This window comes from Rhizobium sp. RHZ01 (assembly GCF_014851595.1).
Classification (GTDB): Bacteria; Pseudomonadota; Alphaproteobacteria; order Rhizobiales; family Rhizobiaceae; genus Rhizobium; species Rhizobium altiplani.
Map to the genome: position 1 here is coordinate 275,586 of NZ_JACUZZ010000002.1, position 22,481 is coordinate 298,066.

General features: G+C 61.9%; 26 protein-coding genes and 1 pseudogene. 11 read left to right on the forward strand and 16 right to left on the reverse strand.

Annotated features, from left to right (window positions below; genetic code table 11):
• Positions 1-3 precede the first annotated feature (3 nt).
• Positions 4-678: a hypothetical protein gene (locus IB248_RS04135; RefSeq protein ID WP_192240368.1), complete on the reverse strand. Its 675-nt coding sequence runs from the start codon at positions 676-678 to the stop codon at positions 4-6.
• A gap of 215 nt (positions 679-893) precedes the next feature.
• Here IB248_RS04135 and IB248_RS04140 point away from each other — a divergent pair, with 215 nt between their 5' ends.
• On the forward strand, positions 894-1,769 hold the full coding sequence (locus tag IB248_RS04140; RefSeq protein WP_025660379.1) for a transporter substrate-binding domain-containing protein: 876 nt from the start codon (positions 894-896) through the stop codon (positions 1,767-1,769).
• Between the two features lie 12 nt (positions 1,770-1,781).
• On the opposite strand, the gene IB248_RS04145 is transcribed toward IB248_RS04140, so the two are convergent.
• The 5 genes from IB248_RS04145 to IB248_RS04165 form a co-directional block, all read right to left on the reverse strand.
• Positions 1,782-2,195, reverse strand: a complete 414-nt coding sequence (locus tag IB248_RS04145; RefSeq protein ID WP_018858613.1) for a tellurite resistance TerB family protein — start codon at positions 2,193-2,195, stop codon at positions 1,782-1,784.
• A 53-nt stretch (positions 2,196-2,248) separates the two neighbouring features.
• A complete protein-coding gene (locus IB248_RS04150; RefSeq protein ID WP_169683759.1) occupies positions 2,249-2,986 on the reverse strand; it encodes a thermonuclease family protein in 738 nt (245 codons plus the stop codon).
• Between the two features lie 11 nt (positions 2,987-2,997).
• Positions 2,998-3,663 (reverse strand): helix-turn-helix transcriptional regulator, encoded by a 666-nt coding sequence (locus tag IB248_RS04155; RefSeq protein WP_018858611.1) that lies wholly within the window; start codon positions 3,661-3,663, stop codon positions 2,998-3,000.
• Positions 3,664-3,765: 102 nt separating this feature from the next.
• On the reverse strand, positions 3,766-4,413 hold the full coding sequence (locus IB248_RS04160; protein ID WP_192240369.1) for a response regulator transcription factor: 648 nt from the start codon (positions 4,411-4,413) through the stop codon (positions 3,766-3,768).
• Positions 4,414-4,502: 89 nt separating this feature from the next.
• On the reverse strand, positions 4,503-4,901 hold the full coding sequence (locus IB248_RS04165; RefSeq protein ID WP_018858609.1) for a hypothetical protein: 399 nt from the start codon (positions 4,899-4,901) through the stop codon (positions 4,503-4,505).
• A gap of 108 nt (positions 4,902-5,009) precedes the next feature.
• On the opposite strand from IB248_RS04165, the gene IB248_RS04170 reads away from it, so the two are divergent.
• Together IB248_RS04170 and IB248_RS04175 are read left to right on the forward strand one after the other, a co-directional pair.
• Entirely contained in the window at positions 5,010-5,363 is a 354-nt protein-coding gene (locus IB248_RS04170; protein ID WP_192240370.1) for a DUF952 domain-containing protein, read from the forward strand.
• Positions 5,360-6,448, forward strand: a complete 1,089-nt coding sequence (locus IB248_RS04175) for a quinone-dependent dihydroorotate dehydrogenase (protein WP_192240371.1) — start codon at positions 5,360-5,362, stop codon at positions 6,446-6,448. Before IB248_RS04170 ends, IB248_RS04175 begins: the two co-directional genes overlap by 4 nt.
• Here the strand turns inward: IB248_RS04175 and IB248_RS04180 are convergent.
• Genes IB248_RS04180 through IB248_RS04190 form a run of 3 tightly spaced genes read right to left on the reverse strand, consistent with a single transcriptional unit; the run spans position 6,424 to position 8,567 of the window.
• Positions 6,424-7,770: an MATE family efflux transporter gene (locus IB248_RS04180; RefSeq protein WP_025660372.1), complete on the reverse strand. Its 1,347-nt coding sequence runs from the start codon at positions 7,768-7,770 to the stop codon at positions 6,424-6,426. The genes IB248_RS04175 and IB248_RS04180 overlap by 25 nt on opposite strands.
• A 31-nt stretch (positions 7,771-7,801) precedes the next feature.
• Positions 7,802-8,299: a CAP domain-containing protein gene (locus IB248_RS04185; RefSeq protein ID WP_169683763.1), complete on the reverse strand. Its 498-nt coding sequence runs from the start codon at positions 8,297-8,299 to the stop codon at positions 7,802-7,804.
• Position 8,300: 1 nt separating this feature from the next.
• Positions 8,301-8,567 carry a DUF6460 domain-containing protein gene (locus IB248_RS04190; RefSeq protein WP_018858604.1) on the reverse strand — a complete coding sequence of 89 codons (267 nt, stop codon included), beginning with the start codon at positions 8,565-8,567 and terminating at the stop codon, positions 8,301-8,303.
• A 146-nt stretch (positions 8,568-8,713) separates the two neighbouring features.
• Between IB248_RS04190 and IB248_RS04195 the strand changes: the two genes are divergently transcribed.
• The gene (locus tag IB248_RS04195) at positions 8,714-9,646 is read left to right on the forward strand and encodes a methyltransferase domain-containing protein (RefSeq protein ID WP_169683764.1); all 933 of its coding nucleotides are present in this window, start codon (positions 8,714-8,716) and stop codon (positions 9,644-9,646) included.
• A 210-nt stretch (positions 9,647-9,856) separates the two neighbouring features.
• A complete protein-coding gene (locus tag IB248_RS04200) occupies positions 9,857-10,492 on the forward strand; it encodes a YitT family protein (RefSeq protein ID WP_018858602.1) in 636 nt (211 codons plus the stop codon).
• Here IB248_RS04200 and IB248_RS04205 read toward each other — a convergent pair.
• Entirely contained in the window at positions 10,489-10,950 is a 462-nt protein-coding gene (locus tag IB248_RS04205; protein ID WP_018858601.1) for a carboxymuconolactone decarboxylase family protein, read from the reverse strand. The genes IB248_RS04200 and IB248_RS04205 overlap by 4 nt on opposite strands.
• A 29-nt stretch (positions 10,951-10,979) precedes the next feature.
• The gene (locus tag IB248_RS04210; RefSeq protein WP_018858600.1) at positions 10,980-11,480 is read right to left on the reverse strand and encodes an Rrf2 family transcriptional regulator; all 501 of its coding nucleotides are present in this window, start codon (positions 11,478-11,480) and stop codon (positions 10,980-10,982) included.
• A 174-nt stretch (positions 11,481-11,654) separates the two neighbouring features.
• Here IB248_RS04210 and IB248_RS04215 point away from each other — a divergent pair, with 174 nt between their 5' ends.
• From IB248_RS04215 to pdeM, 4 genes are all read left to right on the forward strand, one after another.
• A complete protein-coding gene (locus tag IB248_RS04215) occupies positions 11,655-12,410 on the forward strand; it encodes an ABC transporter substrate-binding protein (RefSeq protein ID WP_018858599.1) in 756 nt (251 codons plus the stop codon).
• Positions 12,411-12,473: 63 nt separating this feature from the next.
• Positions 12,474-13,727, forward strand: coding sequence for an FAD-binding oxidoreductase (locus tag IB248_RS04220; protein ID WP_192240372.1), 1,254 nt, complete (start codon positions 12,474-12,476; stop codon positions 13,725-13,727).
• Positions 13,728-13,778: 51 nt separating this feature from the next.
• Positions 13,779-16,289, forward strand: a complete 2,511-nt coding sequence (locus IB248_RS04225) for a ligase-associated DNA damage response DEXH box helicase (RefSeq protein WP_018858597.1) — start codon at positions 13,779-13,781, stop codon at positions 16,287-16,289.
• A gap of 106 nt (positions 16,290-16,395) precedes the next feature.
• Positions 16,396-17,121, forward strand: coding sequence for a ligase-associated DNA damage response endonuclease PdeM (pdeM, locus tag IB248_RS04230; RefSeq protein ID WP_018858596.1), 726 nt, complete (start codon positions 16,396-16,398; stop codon positions 17,119-17,121).
• Positions 17,122-17,159: 38 nt separating this feature from the next.
• Here the strand turns inward: pdeM and IB248_RS04235 are convergent, their stop codons facing one another.
• A complete protein-coding gene (locus tag IB248_RS04235) occupies positions 17,160-17,390 on the reverse strand; it encodes a hypothetical protein (protein ID WP_025660367.1) in 231 nt (76 codons plus the stop codon).
• Positions 17,391-17,531: 141 nt separating this feature from the next.
• Positions 17,532-18,113, reverse strand: a complete 582-nt coding sequence (locus tag IB248_RS04240) for a transglycosylase SLT domain-containing protein (protein ID WP_018858594.1) — start codon at positions 18,111-18,113, stop codon at positions 17,532-17,534.
• 340 nt (positions 18,114-18,453) lie between these two features.
• Between IB248_RS04240 and IB248_RS04245 the strand changes: the two genes are divergently transcribed.
• Complete coding sequence (locus IB248_RS04245) at positions 18,454-19,521, forward strand: cyclic nucleotide-gated ion channel (protein ID WP_169683766.1); 1,068 nt, start codon at positions 18,454-18,456, stop codon at positions 19,519-19,521.
• Positions 19,522-19,564: 43 nt separating this feature from the next.
• Here IB248_RS04245 and IB248_RS04250 read toward each other — a convergent pair.
• A pseudogene (locus tag IB248_RS04250) lies at positions 19,565-20,125 on the reverse strand (dihydrofolate reductase family protein).
• 92 nt (positions 20,126-20,217) lie between these two features.
• Here IB248_RS04250 and IB248_RS04255 point away from each other — a divergent pair.
• Positions 20,218-20,724, forward strand: coding sequence for a helix-turn-helix domain-containing protein (locus IB248_RS04255; protein WP_169683767.1), 507 nt, complete (start codon positions 20,218-20,220; stop codon positions 20,722-20,724).
• Here IB248_RS04255 and IB248_RS04260 read toward each other — a convergent pair whose 3' ends face one another.
• The gene (locus tag IB248_RS04260) at positions 20,725-21,531 is read right to left on the reverse strand and encodes a TIGR02186 family protein (RefSeq protein ID WP_018858590.1); all 807 of its coding nucleotides are present in this window, start codon (positions 21,529-21,531) and stop codon (positions 20,725-20,727) included. It lies immediately after the preceding gene.
• Positions 21,531-22,451 carry a sulfite exporter TauE/SafE family protein gene (locus tag IB248_RS04265; protein WP_018858589.1) on the reverse strand — a complete coding sequence of 307 codons (921 nt, stop codon included), beginning with the start codon at positions 22,449-22,451 and terminating at the stop codon, positions 21,531-21,533. The genes IB248_RS04260 and IB248_RS04265 overlap by 1 nt, the downstream gene beginning before the upstream one ends.
• Positions 22,452-22,481: the final 30 nt, after the last annotated feature.

A 22,481-nucleotide genomic window follows, 5' to 3' on the forward strand; every position in this document is an offset into this window, starting at 1 on the left:
ATGCTAAGCGGGGCGCAACTTCTCACTGGTGCTGACAGGGACATGAGGCGTCTTGTCCCAGAAGAAGGGCTTTCTCGGCAGCTCGAGAAGGGCGCGCCATGCCCCCACCGAGATCATCAGGCAATAGAGCGGGACATAGATCCAGCGCCAGCCGATGGTGCGTTTTTCCTCACGCAGCATCGCGACCCTGCCGAGCAGCAGAAAGAGGCCGCAGCTTGCCGCCATATTGGCAAGATCGAGGAGCAAGAGCGCGCCTTCGCTGCTGCCGGCGGGCGGAAAGCCGAGCGCTAGGTAGCCGGCGGTGGTGACAAGGAGCATGATCAGCCAGGGATGGGTGAGAGAGGAAAACAGCATTCCTCCGATCAGCAACTGGAACACCAGAAAGCCGCCCACGCCCATCTCGCGCGGGAGGCGCGCTGGCTCGCGCATCACCAGGTTTCGGGCTTCAGGCACGATCGCCAGCATGCCTTTGCTGATGTAGTTCGGCCGGACGCAGCGAGCCTGCAGAAGCTGGCTGTCGAGTGCCTTGTCATCGTTGAGGAGGGAGCTGTCGATTGCCGAAAGGAAGGGAAGCCGGAGCCCGCGCGCCAGGGATGCGTAGTAGCTGTCGGCATCGATGGAGCCGCTTGCAATGAGTTCCTGTTCGATGCTCGCGCCGTTGCGGCGTGCGACCTGCATCGGGCGGGCGATTGTCGGCCTGCCGATGCCGAGTTGCAGCAGAACCTCTGGTAGGAATCGTTTACCGCGCGCGCAGGCGGCGCGCCGTGGCGTATTGAACCATCATCCAAGAGCGTGCGGTCTTCGATCCCGCCCGACGCATATTCCCCGACACGCATGACTCTGATACACCGTTTCCAGAATGGCAGTGCATGCTTTCCCCGAGGTCGATCATAATGATGCAATTTAAACTGGCATCCCTGAATCTTAAGGGGCTATGCAGCTTTTGGCTGTCTTTGATTGTGTTTTTCTGCCCGCTCTCGTTGTCGGCGCAGGAGGCGATGCCAGGCTTGCCGCTGCTTTTCGATTCCAGGGAGCGCCTTGCCAAACCGGATCTTTCGTCGCTCGTCCGCCTGCGTTTCCTGACGACGATCGACTTTCCACCGTTCAATTTTACCGATCAGAATGGCAAGCTTTCCGGTTTCAACGTCGATCTCGCCCGCGAGATCTGTAACGAGCTGGAGATTGCCAGCAAATGCCAGATCCAGGCGCTGCCGTTCGCTGACCTGAATGCCGCGCTCGCGGCCTCGCAGGGCGATGCCGTGATTGCCGGCGTCGCCGTCAGCGAGGAGCTGCGGCGACAGTTCGCCTTTTCGCGCCCCTATCTCATGCTGCCCGCCCGCTTCGTTCGAAACTTAAAGGCTTCCATCAAGGGCGAGAATGCCAGCGCTCTGGCCGATCATCCGGTCGGCGTCGTCAAGGCGACGGCGCACGAAGCCATGCTGGCGGCCTATTTCCCGAAGGTGAAGGCCGTACCCTTCGACAGCAAGGACGCCCTTCTTGCAGCACTCAAGGATGGCAAGCTGGAGGCCGTCTTCGCGGATTCCCTCCAGCTCTCCTTCTGGGTTTCGTCGGAGGCCTCGGCGAAATGCTGCGCGCTGTTCGACGGGCCTTATCTCTCCGAGCAGTTTCTCGGCGAAGGCATGACGATCATGCTCCGTCAGAAGGACGATGTCCTTACGGCAGCGCTCGATCACGCGCTGGCAGCGCTGTCGCGCAGTGGCCGCCTGCAGGAAATCTACCTGCGCTACTTCCCTTACGGCCTGTATTAAGCCTGAAAGGCTCTAGCCCTTGCGAAAGCGCGCGATCGCGCTGCGCTCGATGGCGGCGCAAGTGAGCTTATCGAGGCCGAGGCGGTCGCGAAGCAGGCTGAGAAGGCGCAGCTCTTCCGCCTTCACCGAGAGATCGGCGGAAGCAATTTCGACCGCGAGCGCATAGGCCGTGTCGTAGAGGCGCGACGGCAGCGTGTCCTTGACGGTTTCGAGCACGATGTCGAGCCCTTCGGGACCAGCCAGCAGTCCCGCGCAATCGCGCGCGATGGAAATCAGCTTTTCGTCGTCGAAATCACGGAAGACCGGCAGGAAGCCGATCAGTTGGCCGATGCGCTCCATCTCGCGATCGTTCATCGTGCTGTCGACGGCGGATGCCATCACCATCACGTAGATCAAGGCGTCATGGGCGGAAAGCGGCTTGTTCATGTCTCGATGATCCCTTCGAAGTGAGGCCAGAGTCTAGGAGTTGCCCAGCGACATTACAAGCCGTCGGGCGGCAGATCGGAAGGCAGATCCTCAGGACCGCTGGTTTCTGCGAGGCTGCGAGGGTCGTTGCCATGGATGCCTTTGCCCGCCTGTTTTGCCTTCTCGCCGGCCTCGGCGAGCGCAGATCCCTTCGCCGCCTCTGCCCAGCCGTTTTCGACGAGCCACTGTGAAATTTCCTGCGTACCGATCCTGCAGGCGGCCGTGACGGTACCGGTCCATTCCGCACTGTCGAGATCGCAGCGGACGGCCCTGAGGCGCAGCAGCAGCCGCAGATTGGTCTTTGCCAGCATCCCGCATGGCCACTCACGGCCCCCGCTGTCGATGCATGTCTTGTCCGCCGGCGTTGGGTCGATGCCGGCAAGCTGCAGGCGACGGTCGCCAAACGCCAGGACACCGGCGCTTTCCGCGATCGGGCGAACAAGGTTCACGCCCCTGTCTTTGGCAGGGTTTGCCGGTTGCTCCGGCACAACGGGCGCGATGCGCTCGAGTGGCTTGCCGTCGATGACCGCAGGGTAGAACTGGCTGGCCTCGTCGACACGCCGCGCATTCATGCTGGCTTCGGGATTTGAGGTCGGTTGAGCCGTCGGAGCGGGGGGCGGCACTTGCGCTTCCATCGGCGCTGCCGTTTCCGCCGGATCAATGGCCGAGCCAAGCCGCTGTCCGCCGGCCGCAATCAGGTCGGCGACAATTCCGATCCCTGCAACAGCGGTCAGAATTGCCGCAGGACGCATGGAATATCTTCCTACTGGCTGGCCCAGATGATGCGGGCGATCCAATCCACGTCGGAAAGTTCAATTGTTCGGTTGGGATGCTCCGGGTTGAGCGACATCAATTCGATCGATCGCGGGCTCTGGCGCAACAGCACCTTCGCCATCACTTCGCCTTCGCGCGTCTTGACGACGACGCGATCATTGCGTCGAACCTGCGCGCCAGGCTCGACGATCAAGACGTCGCCGTCGCGGTAGAGCGGCATCATGCTCTCGCCCTGGACTTCGAGCGCATAGACGCCTGCCTTCTGCGAGGGTGCGGCCGGGAATTCCACAACGTCCCAGCCTTGCCCAGCCGGAAAGCCGCCATCATCGAAGAAGCCGCCGGCACCGGCCTGCGCAAAGCCGAGCAGCGGAATCGAGCTGCCCTGCCGCGGGAAGCCGCCTTCCGGAAGACTGGAAAAGCTCCCTGCCGGCCGCATGAACGTCAGGAACTGCTCCATGCTGGCGCCCGTTGCATCCAGCACCTTGGCGATCGATTCCGTCGACGGCCAGCGCAACCGCCCATCGGCGGAGAGCCGCTTGGACTTGTTGAAGGAGGTTGGATCGAGCCCCGCGCGCCGGGCAAGACCTGAAGGCGTCAGGTCATGCCGTTCGGCAAGCCTGTCGATCGCCCCCCAAATCTGCTCGTGTGACAGCATGTCGCCTGATTCCTGCGCGCCTGCGCCATCGTTCAACGACGAAATATTAACCGCAAGCCCAGCGGGAGTAAAGAGATGAAAGGAATAAAATCCTGTCTCGCCTCAGGCGACCAAGGCCATGTTGATCTTGCCGAGCTGGATCACCGCCTGCGTACGGCTGTCGACATCGAGCTTGAGCAGGATCGCCGAGACATGCGCCTTGATCGTCGCCTCGGAAACGCCGAGCTCATAGGCGATCTGCTTGTTGAGAAGACCTTCCGCCAGCATCGTCAGCACACGGCTCTGCTGCGGTGTCAGCGTGTGCAGCCGGTGGATCAGGTCGGCGACATCAGGATCCTGTTCCTGCCCGTCCCGATAAGTCTCGGGGGTCGCGATATCGCCGGCAAGGACCGTCTGGATACCGCGGCGAATGTCGTCGATCCCGGAGGATTTGGAGATGAAGCCGGATGCGCCGAGTTCGAGCGCGCGACGGATCGTCGTGGCGTCATCCGTCGCGGAAATGATGACGATCGGCAGCCCGGCGAATTCGGAGCGAAGCGCCATCAGGCCGGAAAAGCCGCTGACACCAGGCATCGATAGATCGAGCAGCATCAGGTCCGCTTCGGGATGTGCTCCAGCCGCCATGCGCGCTGCGGCAAAATCGCCGGCCTCGACGATCTCGGGATGGCCTTCCATACCAATCACTGCCTGGCGCAGCGCATCCCGGAAAAGCGGGTGGTCGTCGGCAATGATGATTGTCTGTTCCTGCATCGATAGCTCCCTCCCAAGAGTTCGATCGCCGAGACATGCCTCGTGCCTCCGCACGATACATGCCTCCATTCGGAGGTGACTATATCAATTCATGTCTTTTGCGGAAGGGCGTTGCGCTCCTCCTCGCTTCGGAATTCCTTGACTATCCCCATGAAGCTCCGCATCCAGCGCTCCATGATGCCGATCGAACGGTTGATCTCCTCGTCGGAGGGAAGCGCCTTGTTGACGATGCTTTTGTTCTCCAGCGCCGTGACGCGGGCCGAAAGCCGGTCGAGTTCCTGCTCATAGGCCGCCCGCTCATCGGCGGCCATCCTGCAGACGAGCGCGCCGTCCTTCTCCTCGCAAAGCGACATGGCGCCGGTCTGCTTGTCGAGCCGCACGAAGTGGTCGCCGCTACGCTCCAATTGAAAGCGCAATGCGTCGGTTTCAGCGGCATGAACGCCGAGCGGCAGGAGAAGCGCGAAAAGGCCGATTGCGATATTTCTCATGGTTTCCTCCGGAAATCTCGGTGGCCACCGCATTTTTCGCGGCGAGGCGTGGACATCGCCGCCGCTTTGCGGCAAAGCCCGGGAAAGACCAGCCATTCTGAGGTTATCATGACCCTGACACCCACGCTTTACAAGATCGTGACGGAAACGCTCTGGCAGGAGGCGAGGGCAGCCGGCGTTTTTCGTGGCGCGCCGATCGACCTTACGGACGGCTACATCCACTTCTCGACAGCCGCCCAGGTCAGGCAGACGGCGGCCCTTCACTTCGCCGGCCAGGCGGGGCTTCTGCTCGTTGCCGTCGATAGCAGCAAGTTCGGCGACGAACTCGTCTTCGAACCCTCGCGCGGCGGCGCTCTCTTTCCACACCTCTATGCGGAATTGCCGATGTCGGCCGTGTTATGGGAGGCGCCGCTGCCGCTCGATGTCGCCGGCCAGCACGTCTTTCCGGATCTTGCGCCATGATCGAGCTTTTCAAGCACGCCGCCCGCAAGGGTCTCTTCCTCTTCGACCCCGAAACCGCTCATGGCATGTCGATTGCCGCACTGAAGGCAGGCGCCGTGCCGGCCTGCCGGATCGCCCCCGATCCGCGCCTGCGGCAGAGCGTTGCCGGGCTCGATTTCGTCAATCCGATTGGCATGGCGGCCGGCTACGACAAGAACGCCGAGGTTCCGGAAGCGTTGCTGAAGATCGGCTTCGGTTTCACCGAGATCGGCACCGTGACGCCGAAGCCGCAGCCCGGCAACCCGCGCCCACGCATCTTCCGGCTGGTCGAGGATGAAGGCGTCATCAATCGCCTCGGCTTCAACAACGAAGGCCACGATGCCGCCTTCGCACGCCTGTCGGTCATTCGCGGCAACGGCATGATCGGCGTCAACATCGGCGCCAACAAGGACAGCGAGGACCGCATTGTCGACTATGTCCTCGGCATCCGCCGGTTCTATTCGGTCGCTCGCTATTTCACCGCCAATATCTCATCACCGAACACGCCGGGCCTGCGCGATTTGCAGGCGCGCGAAAGCCTCGCCGCGCTCTTGTCGGCAGTGCTTGCTGCCCGCGATGCCGAAGCCGAAAAGGCAGGCAGAAAGATCCCAGTCTTCCTGAAGATCGCGCCTGATCTGACGGAAGAGGGGCTGGACGATATCGCCGCCGAAGCGCTGTCGCATGCCCTGGACGGCCTGATCGTTTCGAACACCACGCTTTCCCGCGAGGGCCTCAGGGACCAGCGTCAGGCGAAGGAGGCCGGCGGGCTTTCCGGCAAGCCGCTGTTCGACAAATCGACCGCCGTTCTCGCCAAAATGCGCAAACGCGTCGGCCCAGGCCTGCCGATCATCGGCGTCGGCGGCGTCTCGTCCGCCGAAACCGCGCTCGAGAAGATCAAGGCCGGTGCCGATCTCGTGCAGCTCTATTCCTGCATGGTTTATGAGGGGCCGGGCCTCCCGGGCACGATCGTTCGCGGCCTGTCGAAGCTGCTCGATCGCGAGCAGGTCAGATCCATCCGCGACCTCAGGGATACGAGAACGGACTACTGGGCAGGACGGAACGTCTGATCCGCCCGCGGCCGCACGAGCATCGCCAGGAAGACACCGCGAAACAGCAGGAAGCCGTTCATCGCCAGCCATAGGCCATGATTGCCGAACAGCGGCACGAAAACGGCCAGCGCTATGAGATAGCCGGCAAACGACATGAGCATCCGGTTGCGCATGTCGGTCGACCAGGTGGCGCCGATGAAGACACCGTCCATCAGGAAGGCCAGCGCCCCCGTAAGTCCGGTGACGGCGGCCCAGGGCAGGTAGGTTTCGGCCGCCTGCTGCACCTCCGGCGAGGTGGTTAGCACCGAAATCAACCATGGACCGGCCAGCAGGAAGAACACGGAAATGAGGCCGGCAAGCCCGAAGGACCAGAGCGCCGTCAGCTTCAGGCCACGCTCGAAGGCCGGCCGGTATCGCGCGCCGATCGCCCGTCCGGTGATCTGCTCTGCCGCGTTGGCCAGTCCGTCGAGATAATATCCGGAGAGCAGGAAGAAGTTCATCAGCACGGCGTTGGCGGCCAGCGTGACCGCTCCGAAGCTCGTGCCGATCCGCGTCATCAGAGTGAAAGCGGCGAGCAGCACGAAGGTGCGGATCAGGATGTCGCGGTTCAGCGCGAAAAGCTCGGCGAGGCGATGCCGGGAGAAGATCTCCGTGCGTGTCGGCCGATGCGCGCGATCGAAGCCGCGAAGGACAATCAGCAAGCCGACGACAGCACCGGCTGTCTCGCCGACCATCGTACCCCAGGCGACGCCCGCCACGCCCCAGTCAAGCCAGAGGCCGAGATAGATCGCCAGTATGATGTTGATGCCGTTGATGATCGTCTGCAGCAACAGGCCAACGGTGCCCTGGCCGCGGCCGAGCACGAAGCCGAGGATCGCGTAATTGGCAAGCGCTGCCGGGCCGGCAAGGATGCGGATGGAGAAATAGGTGCTGGTGGCGGCCGCAACGGCGCTCTCCGGTCCCATCAGCTTCAGCCCGGCTGCGAGTAGCAGTGGCGAAAGACAGAGAAGCGCTATGCCGCAGCCGAGCGCGGAGATCAGCGCTCGCCAGAAGACGCCCTGCTGGGCGTGCCGGTCGTGCCGTCCGAAGGCCTGCGCCGTCAGTCCGGTCGTGGAGGCGCGCAGGAAGTTGAAGCTGCCGAGGATAAGGTCGAAGAGCATGGCGCCGATCGCAAGCCCTGCCAGCGCATCCGGCTGACCCATGTGGCCGACGACGCCGGTGTCGACGAGGCCAAGGAGCGGCGTCGTCATGAAGCCGAGCGTCATCGGAATTGCAATCGACAGCACCAGTCGGTGCGTCACGTCGAATGCCAGCCTGTTCTCGTGACCGTGCGTATCCATGTCTGCCTCTGAGGAAGGAGGCAGAATCGCCTCAGCCGGAAAGCACCATTGCCCAATAGGGCACGCTTTTGGAAGCAGAATTGCGTGCTACCGCAACGCCGAGACCATTGTAACGACCGAGCATGTTCTCCAGATGGTGCGGAGAGTTGATCCAGGCGGTCACAACGGCCGGCACCGACTGTTGGCCGGCCGCGATGTTTTCGGCGGCCGGCATCTGTACGCCGCTTGCCTTGACGCGCGGGCCGAAGCCGTCGCCGATCCCCATCACGTGCTTCATCTTGCCTGCCGATGCCATGCGCTTGGCCTGGAACATCGCGGCATCCTTGGCAGCAGGATCCGCCGAAAGCGGCGGCAATCCGTTCTTGGCGCGCAACTGATTGACTAGCGGTAGAGCGTCCGCCGTTTCGTCTTCGCCATCAGAAGGCGTGGAAGCGAACTTGGGCGCGGTCGTGCAGCTTGCAACACCGGCGACCAGCACGAGGCCGGATATGTGTAGTAGCCCACGCCGCGAGAGGATGAGAGAGGACATATTAGCGCCGATAGCTGAAGAGACGGATGAGGACGAAGACCGGGATCACGACGGTCGCACCAAGCAACAAATAATCGCCGACGCGTCCCAAAGCGGCAAAGCCGCGATGCCAGACTTCCAGAACGAAATTGCGGAAGCCGTAGACGAAATCCAGCGGCGCCCAGCCGAACACGGCCATGATGAAGCCGACGATCAGCGATACGACCAAAAGCTTGACCAATGTGCGGCCGAGGGAATCGCCGAGAAACTTGTTCACCTGATCGGACATGCGCCATCTCCTGTTTGTCCCTGAAATACGGGCGCGGAACGCCGCTCGCAAGCCTTTTTCAGGTCTGGCGTCTCCGCCTCTGAAATAGGACTTGAGTTTTTTTGTGACCGCAGCCAAATGCGGGCCAATCCCAATAGGTCTTCACCATGCAGCCCAACCAACTCACTTCAGGCGACGTGATCGCCGATCGCCGCGCCGACTACGCCAAGATGCTCGACGAAAGCGGCGAACCGGACGCCGCCGCCGAATTGATGGAGCAGGCATTGGAACTCGTGCCGGGCTGGGCGGCCGGCTGGTATCGGCTGGCCGGCTACCGCGAAAAGGCCGGCGATAAGTCAGGCGCGATCGACGCCTACCGGCGCACTTTGGAGGTCAGTCCGGACGATATTTTCGGAGCCGAGCTCAAGCTCGCTTTGCTTGGCGACGTCGAGATGCCGGACCAGCCGCCGACCAGCTATGTCGAGCGATTGTTCGACGACTATGCCGATCGCTTCGAGACGTCACTGGTGGAGAAGCTCGATTACAGCGTTCCCGCCAAGCTTGCGGCGCTCGTCGCGACGACCGGCAGGAACTATGCGTTGGCCGTGGACCTCGGCTGCGGCACCGGCTTGCTCGGACCGGAGATCCGTGATCGCGTTGCGCGCCTCGAGGGATTCGATCTGTCGCAGAACATGCTCGCCAAGGCTGCCGAGAAGCATATCTACGATCACTTGGCGCAAGCCGATCTGTCGCTGGCTCCGGAAGCGACGGGCCTCTTTGTCGAGGGAGCGACGCATCGTGCCGACCTCGTCACTGCCGCGGATGTGTTGATGTATCTCGGCAATCTCGAGAGTGTGTTCGAGGCGGTTTCAGCGCTTGTCTTGCCGGGCGCCGATTTCGCATTTTCGGTCGAGGACGCGGGTGAGGGCGATGGCTTTCATCTCGCGCCGTCGCTGCGCTACGCCCATTCCGAAAGCTATATACGCGCGCTCTGCGCCCGCCACGGTCTCGAGGTCATCGCCGTCAGCAAGACGCCCATTCGCAAAGATGGCTCAAACATCATTTCAGGTATCCTGTTCCTTACGCGCAAGGCGGGATAGCGGAACGATTCTTGCGAAGTGAATAATAGGTCAGCATTGCTTACGTATTTCGCTTGATTGCACTGCGAAAACGCCTGATAATCCTGGCTAATTCAGTAGGGTTCTTTCAGGATTTCGAGGCACCCGGGACCATTCATCACCTACATTTCGTCACGCTCGGGTCTCGCCCTGGCGCATATGAACATGTCTGCCGTTTGGGGATCAACGACAATGGCACAGCTCTTCAATGCCCTCGGTTTCTGGAATACCAGCGCCACTCGCCATACACCGGTCGAAGACGTCCAGGGGATTTTCTCCGGCAGCCTTATTGCGGCGCTCGGGCTTTATGTTCTGGCCAGCGCCGGCCTTCTGACCGGCAGCACCGCCGGCGTCGCGTTTCTGCTCCACTACGCCTTCGGCGTGAACTTCGGTCTCGCCTTCTTCCTGCTCAACCTGCCGTTCTTTTATCTTTCGTGGACGCGGCTCGGCATGGCCTTCACGGTCAAGACATTTATCGCGATCGGCCTGACATCGCTCATGACCAGCCTGCAGCCGAAGGTCATGGACATTTCCGCCATCCATCCGGCCTGGGCGGCCCTGCTCGGCGGTCTGCTGCTGGGTTTCGGCCTTCTGGCGCTCTATCGCCACCGCGCCAGCCTCGGTGGGGTCGGCATCCTGGGCGTCTATATGCAGGAGCGTTTCGGCATCCGCGCCGGCCTCGTGCAGATGGCGATCGACCTTTGTGTGCTGGCCGCAGCCTTCTTTGTCACCACGCCACCGGTGGTTTTCTATTCCGTTCTAGGCGCGGTGGTGCTGAACCTCTTCGTGGCCGTCAACCACCGCGCCGATCGCTACATCGCGCTTTAGGCAGCCCGTGCCGGCTTGTCGATCGGGTGCTGCGAGCGGAAGCCGACTGCCAGCCGGTTCCAGACATTGATCGTGCCGATCGCGACCGTGATCTTGGTGATCTCTTCTTCCGTGAAGTGGGCCTTCAGGGCTTCGAAATCGGCGTCCGGTGCGCCGGTTTCGGCGATACGGGTCACGGCATCGACCCAGCCGAGAAGGGCGCGTTCCTTGGCGTCATAGATCGGCGATTCCCGCCAGACGCACATCAGGTTGATCCACTGTTCGCTAAGCCCGTCATGCCGGGATTCCTTCACGTGCATGTCGACGCAATAGGCGCAGCCGTTGATCTGCGAGGCGCGCAGCTTGATCAGATGGATGAAGCGGCGTTCAAGGCCCGATTCCTGAACATACTGCTCGAGGGCGGCGACCGCCTTGTAAGCGTCCGGCGCGGCCTTGGCGAAGTTGAAACGTGCTTGCATGGTTCATTCTCCTTTTAGGGTTCTGCGGCTCAGCGAGCCGCTCTGCGTTCATTGATCTCAAGGAAGGCGCAGCCGCGGGCGGCGATCCCGCCGTCGTCATCAGCAGCGAGCTGCACCAGGATGTCGGCGATGCTGGTCTTGGCGAGTTCGGCGCGGTAGACGCGCTCGGCCCTCAGCATCGCCGCGCTGATCTGGCACGGTTTGGTGAAATAGCGCCCTGGAAGCTGGTTCGGCCCGCGCTGGCGGATCTCGCCGCAGCGGAAAGCCGGCTCCGGCCCTTCGACAGCAAGGACGATGTCGAGAAGGCTGATCTCCTCTGTCGGCTTCGCCAACTTGTATCCGCCCTTCGGCCCCGGAACCGTGCTCACGATACCTGCGCCGGAAAGCGCCTGCAGATGCTTCAGAAGATAGCTCGTCGAAACGCCATGGAACTCTGCGAGTGCCGCGGCCGAGAGCACCCCGCCTTCGGAAAGGCCGGCCAGCATGGAAACGCTGTGTATCGCCTGCTCGACTCCATCACCCAGTTTCATCAGACCATCCTCAATTCGTGGATAAAAAATATCTATGATTATTGCACCTGTCAAGCGGCGATATGCGAAGGATCGGATAGACGTGCGCATTTTGGTCGTCCGGGGTTGTGAAGCGGGACGGATTCGCTAAAGTCGGCCCCGTTGGGCAAAAACAATTCCAATAAGGGAACAGCAATGAGAAAGACGATTTTCCTGGCGGCCGCTGCCTTGCTTGCGGCGACGCACCTCGCATCCGCCGAGGACACGATCCGCATCGCAACGGAAGGTGCCTATCCTCCATTCAACTATGTCGAATCCGACGGCAGCCTGAAGGGCCTCGACGTCGACATGGCCAATGCGCTCTGCGACGAGATGAAGGCCAAGTGCACGATCGTAGCGCAGGATTGGGATGGCATCATCCCCGGGCTCCTGGCCAAGAAATATGACGCCATCATCGCGTCGATGAGCATCACCGAGGAACGCAAGAAGCAGATCGACTTCACGAACAAATACTACACGACGCCGCTTGCGGTTGCCGTGCCGAAGGACAGCCCGCTCAAGGGCGTTTCGGTCGATGACATGAAGGGCAAGACCGTTGGCGCCCAGGCTTCGACCACGCAGGCCGACTACCTGAACGACGTCTACGCCAAGGGCGGCGCCGAAGCGAAGATGTATCCGACGCAGGATGAAGCCGTCGCCGACTTGCAGAACGGTCGTATGGACGCCCTGATCTCCGACAAGTTCGTGGTGGTCGACTGGCTGAACAAGGCAGGCAAGGATTGCTGCAAGTTGCTCGGCGACGTCCCCGGTACGGAAACGCAGGCCGGCATCGGCATCCGCCAGGGCGAGACCGAGCTGAAGGAACGCTTCAACAAGGCGATCGACGCGCTCGTTGCGAACGGGAAGTACAAGGAAATCACCAAGAAGTACTTCCCCTTCGACATCTACTGATCGCTTGCCGATCCAATCGCGCGGAGGCCAAAAGCCTCCGCGCCCTCTGATCAAGTCCATCCTATGAAAACAGATATCCTCGTCCTCGGTGCCGGCATTGTCGGCGTCAGTGCGGCCATTCATTTGCAGGATCGCGGCCGCTCCGTCGTGCTTGCCGACCGCGGCGAACCGGGCGGCGGCACCAGCTACGGCAATGCCGGACTGATCGAGCGTTCCTCCGTCGTTCCCTACGCCTTCCCGCGACAGCTCGGCGCGATTGCCAAGTATGCGCTGAACAATTCATCGGATGTCCGTTACGATCCGGCCTACCTGCCGCGCATCGCGAAATGGCTGGCGCGCTACTGGTGGCATTCCTCGCCGACCAATCTGGAAAAGGCGACACGGGCGCTGCTGCCATTGATCGAAGCCAGTGTCACCGAACACGACAAGCTGATTGGCCGCGCCGGCGCCTCCGACCTCATCCGCGAGCGCGGCTGGATGTCGTTCTACAAGAACCCGCGCCGTTTCGAGGCTGCCCGTGCGGAAGCCGAGGGCCTGTCCGCCCATGGTCTGGCGATCCGTATTCTCGATGCCAGCGAGTTTCTGGCGATGGAGCCTGCCTTCGCCGCGCGCGGTGGAAGCATCGCCGGCGCCGTCCACTGGCTCGACCCGAAGACCGTAACCGATCCACAGGCGCTGACGGCAGCCTATGCCAACCTCTTCACGGCAGCCGGCGGCACGGTCGTCCGAGCTGACGCCTCCGCTCTTCGCGAGGAGAAGAACGGCTGGTCGATCACGACAGCCGAAGGCGAGATCATCGAAGCCGGCGAGGTCGTCGTTGCCCTCGGCCCGCAATCCGGCCTGATCTTCCGCAAGCTCGGCTATTCCTTGCCGCTGGCGGTCAAGCGCGGCTACCACCGGCATTATGCGCAGCGCGAAGGCCAGCCGCTCGGCCACTCCGTCGTCGACGAGGAAGCCGGCTACGTGCTGGCGCCGATGGCGCGCGGTATCCGGTTGACGACGGGCATCGAATTTGCTGCGCCCGATGCGCCGCCGAATACCATCCAGCTCCGCCGCGACGAGGCTCAGGCCCGCGCGCTCTTCCCGCTCGGTGAGCCAGTGGAGGCCACGCCCTGGCTCGGCCTGCGTCCCTGCCTGCCCGACATGCGCCCGGTGATCGGACCGGCGCCGCGCCATGGCGGCGTTTGGTTCAATTTCGGCCACGCCCATCACGGCCTGACGCTCGGCCCGGCAAGTGGCCGGCTGCTGGCCGAGCAGATGGCCGGCAACGACACGTTTGCCGATCCGAAGCCCTTCCACCCGCATCGCTTCCTGTAGTTACAAGGTCTGCCATTCTATTTCTGCAGCCGCTGCACTACCTTTAGGGCCGTGGACCAGATCGATTCCGAAGCCCGCGTTGTCCTGCCTCAGCCTTTCACCCGCTGGTTCGCGGACAAGGGATGGCGTCCACGCGCCCATCAGCTGGAATTGCTGGCCCGCGCCGAGGCTGGTGACAGCACGCTGCTGATCGCGCCAACCGGCGCCGGCAAGACGCTCGCCGGCTTTCTGCCATCGCTGACCGACCTGACGCGTCGCGGCAAGATCCTCCCGGGCTCCGCCTTCACCGGTATCCACACGCTTTACATCTCGCCACTGAAGGCGCTTGCCGTCGACATCGAGAGAAACCTGATGAAGCCAGTGGAGGAAATGGTCCTGCCGGTGACGGTCGAAAACCGCACCGGCGACACGCCCGTTGCCAAGCGCCAGCGCCAGAGATTGAGCCCGCCCGACATTCTGCTGACCACCCCCGAGCAAGTGGCCTTGCTGCTCGCCAGCCGCGAGGCAGAGCGCTTTTTCAAGGACCTCAAATACGTCGTTTTCGACGAACTGCATTCGCTCGTCACCTCGAAGCGGGGCCACATGCTTTCGCTCGGCCTTGCCCGCCTGCGCCGGCTGGCACCCGCCCTGCAGACGATCGGCCTTTCGGCTACCGTCTCCGACCCGATGGACCTGCAGAAATGGCTAGTCGCGCAGCGGGAAGGCGAGGATCACCACGCCGGATTGGTCATCGTCGAAGGCGGCGCCAAGCCCGACATTTCGATCCTGTCGACCGAGGAGCACATTCCCTGGTCGGGCCATTCGGCGAAATACGCGATCCCCGACGTCTACAAGCAGCTCCTCGACCACCGCACGACGCTGCTCTTCGTCAATACCAGGTCGCAGGCCGAGATGCTGTTCCAGGAACTCTGGACGGTGAACGAGGAAAACCTGCCGATCGCGCTGCATCACGGCTCGCTCGATGTCGGCCAGCGCCGCAAGGTGGAGGCCGCGATGGCGGCAAACCGGCTGCGGGCGGTTGTCGCCACCTCGACGCTCGACCTCGGCATCGACTGGGGCGATGTCGATCTTGTCGTTCATGTCGGCGCGCCAAAGGGAGCCTCGCGGCTTGCCCAGCGCATCGGCCGCGCCAACCACCGCATGGACGAGCCGTCGAAGGCGATCCTCGTGCCCGCCAACCGCTTCGAGGTGATGGAATGCCAGGCAGCACTCGACGCGAACTATATCGGCGCGCAGGACACGCCGCCGGTCGGGAAGGGCGCGCTTGATGCTCTGGCGCAGCATGTGCTCGGCATGGCCTGCGCCGAACCTTTCGATATGCTGGAACTCTTCGACGAGATATTGAGCGCCTCGCCATACGCCGATCTCTCGTGGGAGACCTTCGAGCGCGTCGTTGATTTCGTCGCGACGGGCGGCTATGCGCTGCGCACCTATGAGCGCTATGCCCGGATCCGCAAGACCAAGGAAGGACGCTGGCGCGTCTCAAATCCCCAGGTCGCCCAGCAATACCGGCTGAACCTCGGCACCATCGTTGAAAGCCCGATGCTCAACCTGCGCATGGTCAAGCGCGGCGAAGGCGGCAGGATCGGCCGCGGCGGTGCGACGCTGGGCAAGGTCGAGGAATACTTCCTCGAGCAGCTTTCGCCCGGCGACACCTTCATCTTCGCCGGCAAGGTGCTACGTTTCGAGGGCATCCGCGAGAACGAGGCGGTTGCCTCGCAGGCCTTCTCGATGGATCCGAAGATCCCATCCTATGCCGGCGGCAAGTTTCCTCTTTCCACCTATCTGGCGGACCAGGTGCGCTCGATGATAGCAGATCCCGACCGCTGGCGCCGCCTGCCGGACCAGGTGCGCGACTGGCTGGCGATCCAGCAGGAAAAGTCGATGCTGCCGAAGCGCGACGAGCTCTTGATCGAGACCTTTCCGCGCGGAAGCCGCTGCTACATGGTGATCTACCCCTTCGAGGGACGACTGGCGCACCAGACGCTCGGCATGCTGCTGACCCGGCGCCTCGAGCGAGCCGGCGCCAAGCCTCTCGGCTTCGTCGCGACGGATTATTCGCTCGGCATCTGGGGCTTCGAGGACATGGGGCTGATGATCCGCAACGGCCGGCTCAGCCTTGCCGATCTCTTCGACGAGGACATGCTGGGCGACGATCTCGAAAGCTGGCTCGACGAATCTTTCCTTTTGAAGCGAACCTTCCGCAATTGTGCCGTGGTTGCAGGTTTGATCGAGCGCCGTCACCCGGGCAAGGAAAAGACCGGGCGCCAGGTCACGGTCTCGGCCGATCTGATCTATGATGTGCTGAGAACCCACGAGCCGGATCACATTCTGCTGCAGGCGACGCGGCAGGATGCGGCAAGCGGGCTTTTGGATATTTCCCGGCTTGGCGATATGCTGAGGCGAATCAAGGGCCATATCACGCATCGCGCGCTCGACCACATCTCGCCGCTGGCGGTCCCCGTCATGCTGGAGATCGGCAAGGAGCCAGTGCATGGCGAGGCGCATGATGCCGTGCTGGCGGAAGCCGCCGACGACCTGATCGCCGAGGCGCTGGCTTAGAATAAGTCCCGGATAGGTTTGCGCCGGCTTACCATCCGGAATGCCCGATACGGAGATAGGGAGCGACCCGAAAAGGAGCTTCCGAGACCAAGGACTGACCCGAGTGATGAACCGCCTGGCGCTTGCGCGTGAACTGAACGGACTGGCCGCGCGACCGGGCGTCGAGACTTCGGTCCACGGCGTTGCCGCCGTCTGCGATCCGCTCGGCGCGCTCTACATGCCCGATGCCGGCATTCTCGTCGTGTCCGACCTGCATCTCGAAAAGGGTGCGGCCTTCGCCCGTCGCGGCATGATGCTGCCGCCCTACGATACGCTGGCGACGCTGACTGTGCTTTCGGCCGTCATCACCCGCTACGACCCGAAGCTGGTGGTCTCGCTCGGCGACAATTTCCACGACCGCGTCGGCTCGGCGCATCTGCCCGAGTCGTTCCGCAGCCTGATTGCGGAAATGGCGCGCGGCCGCGAATGGATCTGGATCAACGGCAATCATGATCCTGACGGCACTGTCGATCTGCCGGGTGCTTCCGTCGATGAGATGCATTACGGCGGTCTGACCTTCCGCCACGAGCCGAGAGGCGGGCTGCAGCAGGGCGAGATCGCCGGGCACCTGCATCCGGCCGCAACCGTCCGCCGCCGCGAAAAATCCGTCCGCCGGCCGTGCTTTGCCACCGACGGCGCCCGCCTGCTGATGCCGGCCTTCGGCGTCTTGACCGGCGGCCTCGACCTTCGCCACAAGGCGATGAAGGGCCTGTTCGATCACACTGCGCTCATCGCCCACCTCCTTGGGCGTGACCGGATCTACTCAGTCAGGTTTGGCAACCTGGTGGGTTAAGCGCGCGATAGGCGACAGGCGTGCAAACCGCCGTCGCGCTAGTCGCCGAAATAGTAGAGCGGCTGGCGAGTGAGCTCACCACGGCCGAGATGGCCGTACACATCGTTTCCCAGAATCCAGAAGGCAATCGCCTGTGTCTTCGTGTTGAAGATGTAGTCGCCGGAGATCCAGTGTTCCGCTTTGTTGCCAGAAAGCGCATACAGATAGTCGCCAACCTCATACATGACCGCCCGGTGCGAGTTGTAATCGTATAAGTAGCGCTCGGCCATCTATTCTCCTGATTCTATTTCGGAAAGAATCCCATGGTCCCGAATGTATTGTCAAACAATACTGTAGATGTACGAAGATCGACCCAATTTTGTTTGGTTCGTGTTGTATAGTGTTTCTATTGGACGTTCCCAGTGAAGGCCTTAATTGCACTCCTGCAATTGCCGTTGATAGGTCACTGCCATGTTGTTGAACCGCTGCGCCGTCTTCTGCAGCTGTGCATTCGAGCGCCAGTCGCCGCGCACGTAACCCTTCGGGCCGGAATAGTAGGCGAGATAGAGGTTGTAGGCATCGTTCAGGGGAATGCCGGTCACCTGGCTGTTTTGCGCGTGGTACCAGCCGATGAAGTCGATCGCATCGGCGAAGTTGGTGCGGCGCGCGGCCCAGCTGCCGGTGGCGGATTGGTAGTGATCCCAGGTGCCGTCGAGCGCTTGCGAATAGCCGTAAGCCGTCGAAGGTCGCGTCCACGGAATGAAGCCGAACAGCTTGGTGCGCGGTGGTCGCGCATAGGGCTGGAAGCCGGACTCGGTATACATGGTCGCCATCAGGATCGGAACCGGAACGCCATACTTGCGCTCCGTCTTTTCCGCCGCGCGCTGCCAGCTCGTGAACATCCCGTCGCGCTGCTCGAAGACGGCGCAGATGTTTCGGGTCTGTTTGGGAGCGGTCGCACAGCCGGCAACAAGTGCCAGAAGCACGAGAGCGGGGAGGGCACGGATACGCATTACAAGAACCTCTCGTTTCCGAGAGATTACTAACTCGTAAATATTAACGAGCGGTTTTTAGCGGAATGCGAGTTGCCACCTGCAAATGGCGGCAGTGCCGCTTAGGAGAGCAGCTTTTCCAATCCGGAATTTTGTCAGCGCCCGCCTGCGCTTTTCGACGCTTTGCTGCGTTAAAACGACGAAACCTCGCCGCTCGAAGAACAGTTTGGCCGTCAGGCCCGCTTCCCTTGCCAAACTGCCTGGCCCTGGGAGGCCGCACGAGCGTTGGTTCAAGTGTACTTTGCGCGTGGCCCAAAGGCATTTATTGTCGAAGAATGCCGGGCGCGGTTGGGAGTGTCTGATGTCGGCAGTGCCTTTCTCGAAGATTTCGACGCCGATCAACGCGCTGTTCGCCGCAATTGGTCTCCTGATCGTTGCTGCGCTGACGACGCCCAATCTCGCCGCGGAAGAGCAATTGGCCTTTGAGTTGCTGCTTGCGGCAATTTGGGTGGTCTATGTGCTCCAATTGGTTGGGACGTTGCTCTCACGTCGACAACGCCCGTCGAGCGGGGTGACGGCCCTTGTGATCGATTTGCTTGCCGTTCTGGTTCCGGTCGTTGCATTCCTGTTCGTTGGATCCCGCGATCGGAGCCTGTATTGCGCCATTTGGCTTCTCAAGCCGCTGCGGGACTCGAGCTTCTTCAGGCTGATGGCAAAGGTGGTTGCGAACGAATCGCGCAATCTGCTTGGCGTCACGTCGGTCTTCGGCATCGTTCTCTTTGGTGCCGCGCTGGCCGGTTATGTCATCGAGCGCGACGTCCAGCCAGACAAATTCGGCAGCATCCCGCAGGCGATGTGGTGGGCCGTCGTGACGTTGTCGACGACCGGCTACGGCGACGAGATCCCGCAGAGCCTCGGAGGGCGGATACTGGCTGGCCTGGTGATGATGAGCGGTATCGGCATTTTTGCGCTTTGGGCCGGTATCCTCGCCACCGGTTTCTACGAAGAGGTTCGCCGTCAGGACTTTGTTCGCAACTGGCAACTGGTCGCCGCCGTACCTCTATTCCAGAAGCTCGGCGCTGCCGCACTCGTCGAGATCGTGCGGGCGCTGCGACCGCGCGTCGTCCCTGCCGGTAGCGTGATCTGTCGCAAGGGTGATATTGGCGATCAGATGTTCTTCATCGTCGAGGGGCGGGTCAGCGTGGCAACCCCCGATCATCCGGTGGAACTTGGCAGCGGAAGCTTTTTCGGCGAGATGGCGCTGATCACGGGCGAGCCGCGATCAGCAACTGTCAGTGCCGCAACTGAGGTGTCGCTGCTGTCGCTCTATGCGGTGGAGTTCCAGATGCTGTCGAGCAGCAGCCCCGAGATCGCAGAGACCATCCGCAAGACTGCGCTTGAGCGACGGGGCGGGCTGCCGAATGCTTGATCCAATCCCGCTGTGGCTGCGGCAGGGCCGCAGCCATTGACGCTCATGCTTGGACCGGCTCGTAGCGAAGGATCACTGCGCCGTTCTTCGTCGTCGTGCTGTCCAGTAGCCTCAGCGGAAGCTGCCAGTCTCCCGGTTTGAAATGTGGGTTGTCGCCGCCGAGGATGACGGGCACAAGGCACATGCGGATCTCATCCACCAGGCCTTCCTTCAGGAGCGAATCCGCCAGTTCGGCGCTGCCGAAAATGAAGATCGACTTGCCGGTTTCGGCCTTCAGCTTCTTGAGTTCCGAGACGGGTTCACTCACGACGCGGGTTGTTCCAGTCGGCCGTCGGCATCGACCTCGATACGGCTATCTTGGCAATGCCGTTCATATAGGTCTTGATCTTCTCGCCTTCCTCGTCCGTGGCGGTCGGCCAATAGGCGGCCATGCCCTCATATGTCTTGCGGCGAAGACGAGCAGGTCGCCCTCTTCGCCAAGACGCTCGGAGTACTGTTGCAGTTCGGGACCCCAGACAAGAGTGTGAAAATCGATATCCCACGGCTTCGTCCCTTCGAAATAGCCGTCAAGCGTCATCAGATTCCAAACGATAAGCTTTCTCATCCCTTCGTCCTCCTCGAAACTGGTTGCGACTCGTAACTGGTTGAACGCTTGGTTGACTGATGGCAAAATGCAAGCAGTCTTTGGAGGTGCTAATGGACGACGCTCATCGCTCCGGCTGCCCGATCAATCTGACGCTCGAGGTCCTCGGCGATCGCTGGAGCCTCATCGTCATCCGCGACATCATGTTCGGCAATCGGCGCCATTTTCGCGAACTGCTGCAGAATTCGCAGGAGAAAATTGCCTCGAACATTCTTGCCGACCGCCTCCGCCGCCTAGTCGACAGGGGATTGCTGACGCGTGAGGATGATCCGACGCACAAGCAGAAGGCAATCTATAGCCTGACCGAAATGGCGATCCAACTCGTGCCCATCTTCGCGCACATGGGTGCGTGGGGTCGCAGGCATCTTCCGGTTACCGAGGAACTCTCCATTCGGGCGGAGCTTCTGGAGGAGGGGGGCACCGAACTCTGGGAGGAATTCATGGACGAGCTACGCGCCAAGCATCTCGGCAAGAAGCTGCCTGCCGGAACGCCGTCCGTCCTCGCGCGCCTCACCGAAGCCTATCTCGGCGTCGTCGCCCGCAAGACGAAATCCGCCTGATCAATCCTTGCGGAACACCACGCTGGCACCCCAGCCGGTAATGAGCGCCAGGAAGACAGAAACCAGGCCGTAGGCAATCGGCTGCGAGTGCGCCGCGTCGGTAATCATCTGCTCGATGCCCGTCTTGATGACACGCAACGGCACCGACTTCTCAGTGATGAAATTGCCGCTCTTGAAGAGATAGGCTCGCACGGTATGCACGCCGTTCGGAATGTTTGCCGGCAACCGCAGGCTGGCTTTGAAAAGGCTGGAACTGACGAAACGCACGCCGCTCGGGTCGCGATCGTAGAGGCCGCCGTTTTCCTGCAGTCGGCGAAAGGCCTGCCGGAATTCGCCGAGATTGCTGGCGTTGCCGACGAAGCCGACCGGCGTCAGCGGGATGTGGTCGATGCCGATCCCCCTATCGGTGAGGTCGAGCGGCGTGGTGATGTCGTCAAGCATGCGCGAACTCGACATCGAATAGGAGTGCGGCACCGCCTCGAAGGTCATCGATCGCGTATTCATCCAGACGCCGAACACGCGCTCCTTCCGGCGCACGGTCGCGTTTTCTCGCGGCCCCTCGAGAACGACGACCACGTCATATTGGCCGATTGCCAACAGAAGACTGTCAGTGTTGGTCACGGCTCCAAAGATCGTCAGGTCCGCGCCCCGAAAATCCGAAGTGATGGCGATTTCGCTGGTGGAGGTGCCGATCTCCAGCCCTTCGGTCTTGCTCTGCGCGGCCTGGCCCGGGAGCAGCATCTGCGCCATTGCTGCGGTGGGCAGCAAGAGAACGATAGATAGAAGAGCAGCGAGGAAGCGGCGCATCAATTCGCTCCCATGACGACGGAGTAGACGTCCGCTGGGGTTACGACGAGCGCAACGGCAAGACGAAGGCCGACGGCAAGCACCAGCAGTCCGAGAAGCGCGCGAAGCTGCTCACCGCGCAGCTTCTGTCCGACACGCACGCCATACTGCGCGCCGATCACGCCGGCAATCATTAGGAAAAAGGCGAGCACGATGTCGACCGAGAAGTTCGTCGCCGCCTGCACGACCGTCGTGTAGGCGGTCACGAAGATGATCTGGAACAGCGACGTGCCGACGACCACGTTGGTCGGAATGCGCAGGAGATAGATCATCGCCGGCACCATGATGAAGCCGCCGCCGACGCCCATGACCGATGTCAGGATGCCGATGCCGAAGCCGAGCGCGACGACCGGGATCACACTGAGGAAGATCTTCGACTTCTTGAACCGCATCTTCAGCGGCAGCTTGTGCACCCAATGGTGATGACCGGGGCGCCGCGGTGTCGGCGGCACGTTCTTCGCCGCACGGCGCATGGCACTGACGCTCTCGACCAGCATCAGTCCACCGACCGTGCCGAGAAAGACGACGTAAAGCAAGGAGATGATGAGATCGAGCTGACCGATCCGCCTGAGCAGCGAGAAGATCCAGATGCCGATTGTCGCACCGGTGAGACCCCCAATCAGCAGTACGGTTCCGAGCTTCAGGTCGAGCGATCCACGCCGAAAATGCGTGATGGCGCCGGATATGGAGGAGGCCACGACCTGATTGGCGCCGGTGGCGACGGCAACGACCGGCGGGATGTTGTAGAAGATCAGGAGCGGCGTGATCAGGAAGCCGCCGCCGACACCGAACATTCCGGAGAGAAAGCCGACGGCTGCTCCCATGCCGAGAATGATGAAGATGTTCACCGACAATTCTGCGATAGGCAGATAGATTGTCACAGCAGACCCCAATCTATGAACTGCCCCCAC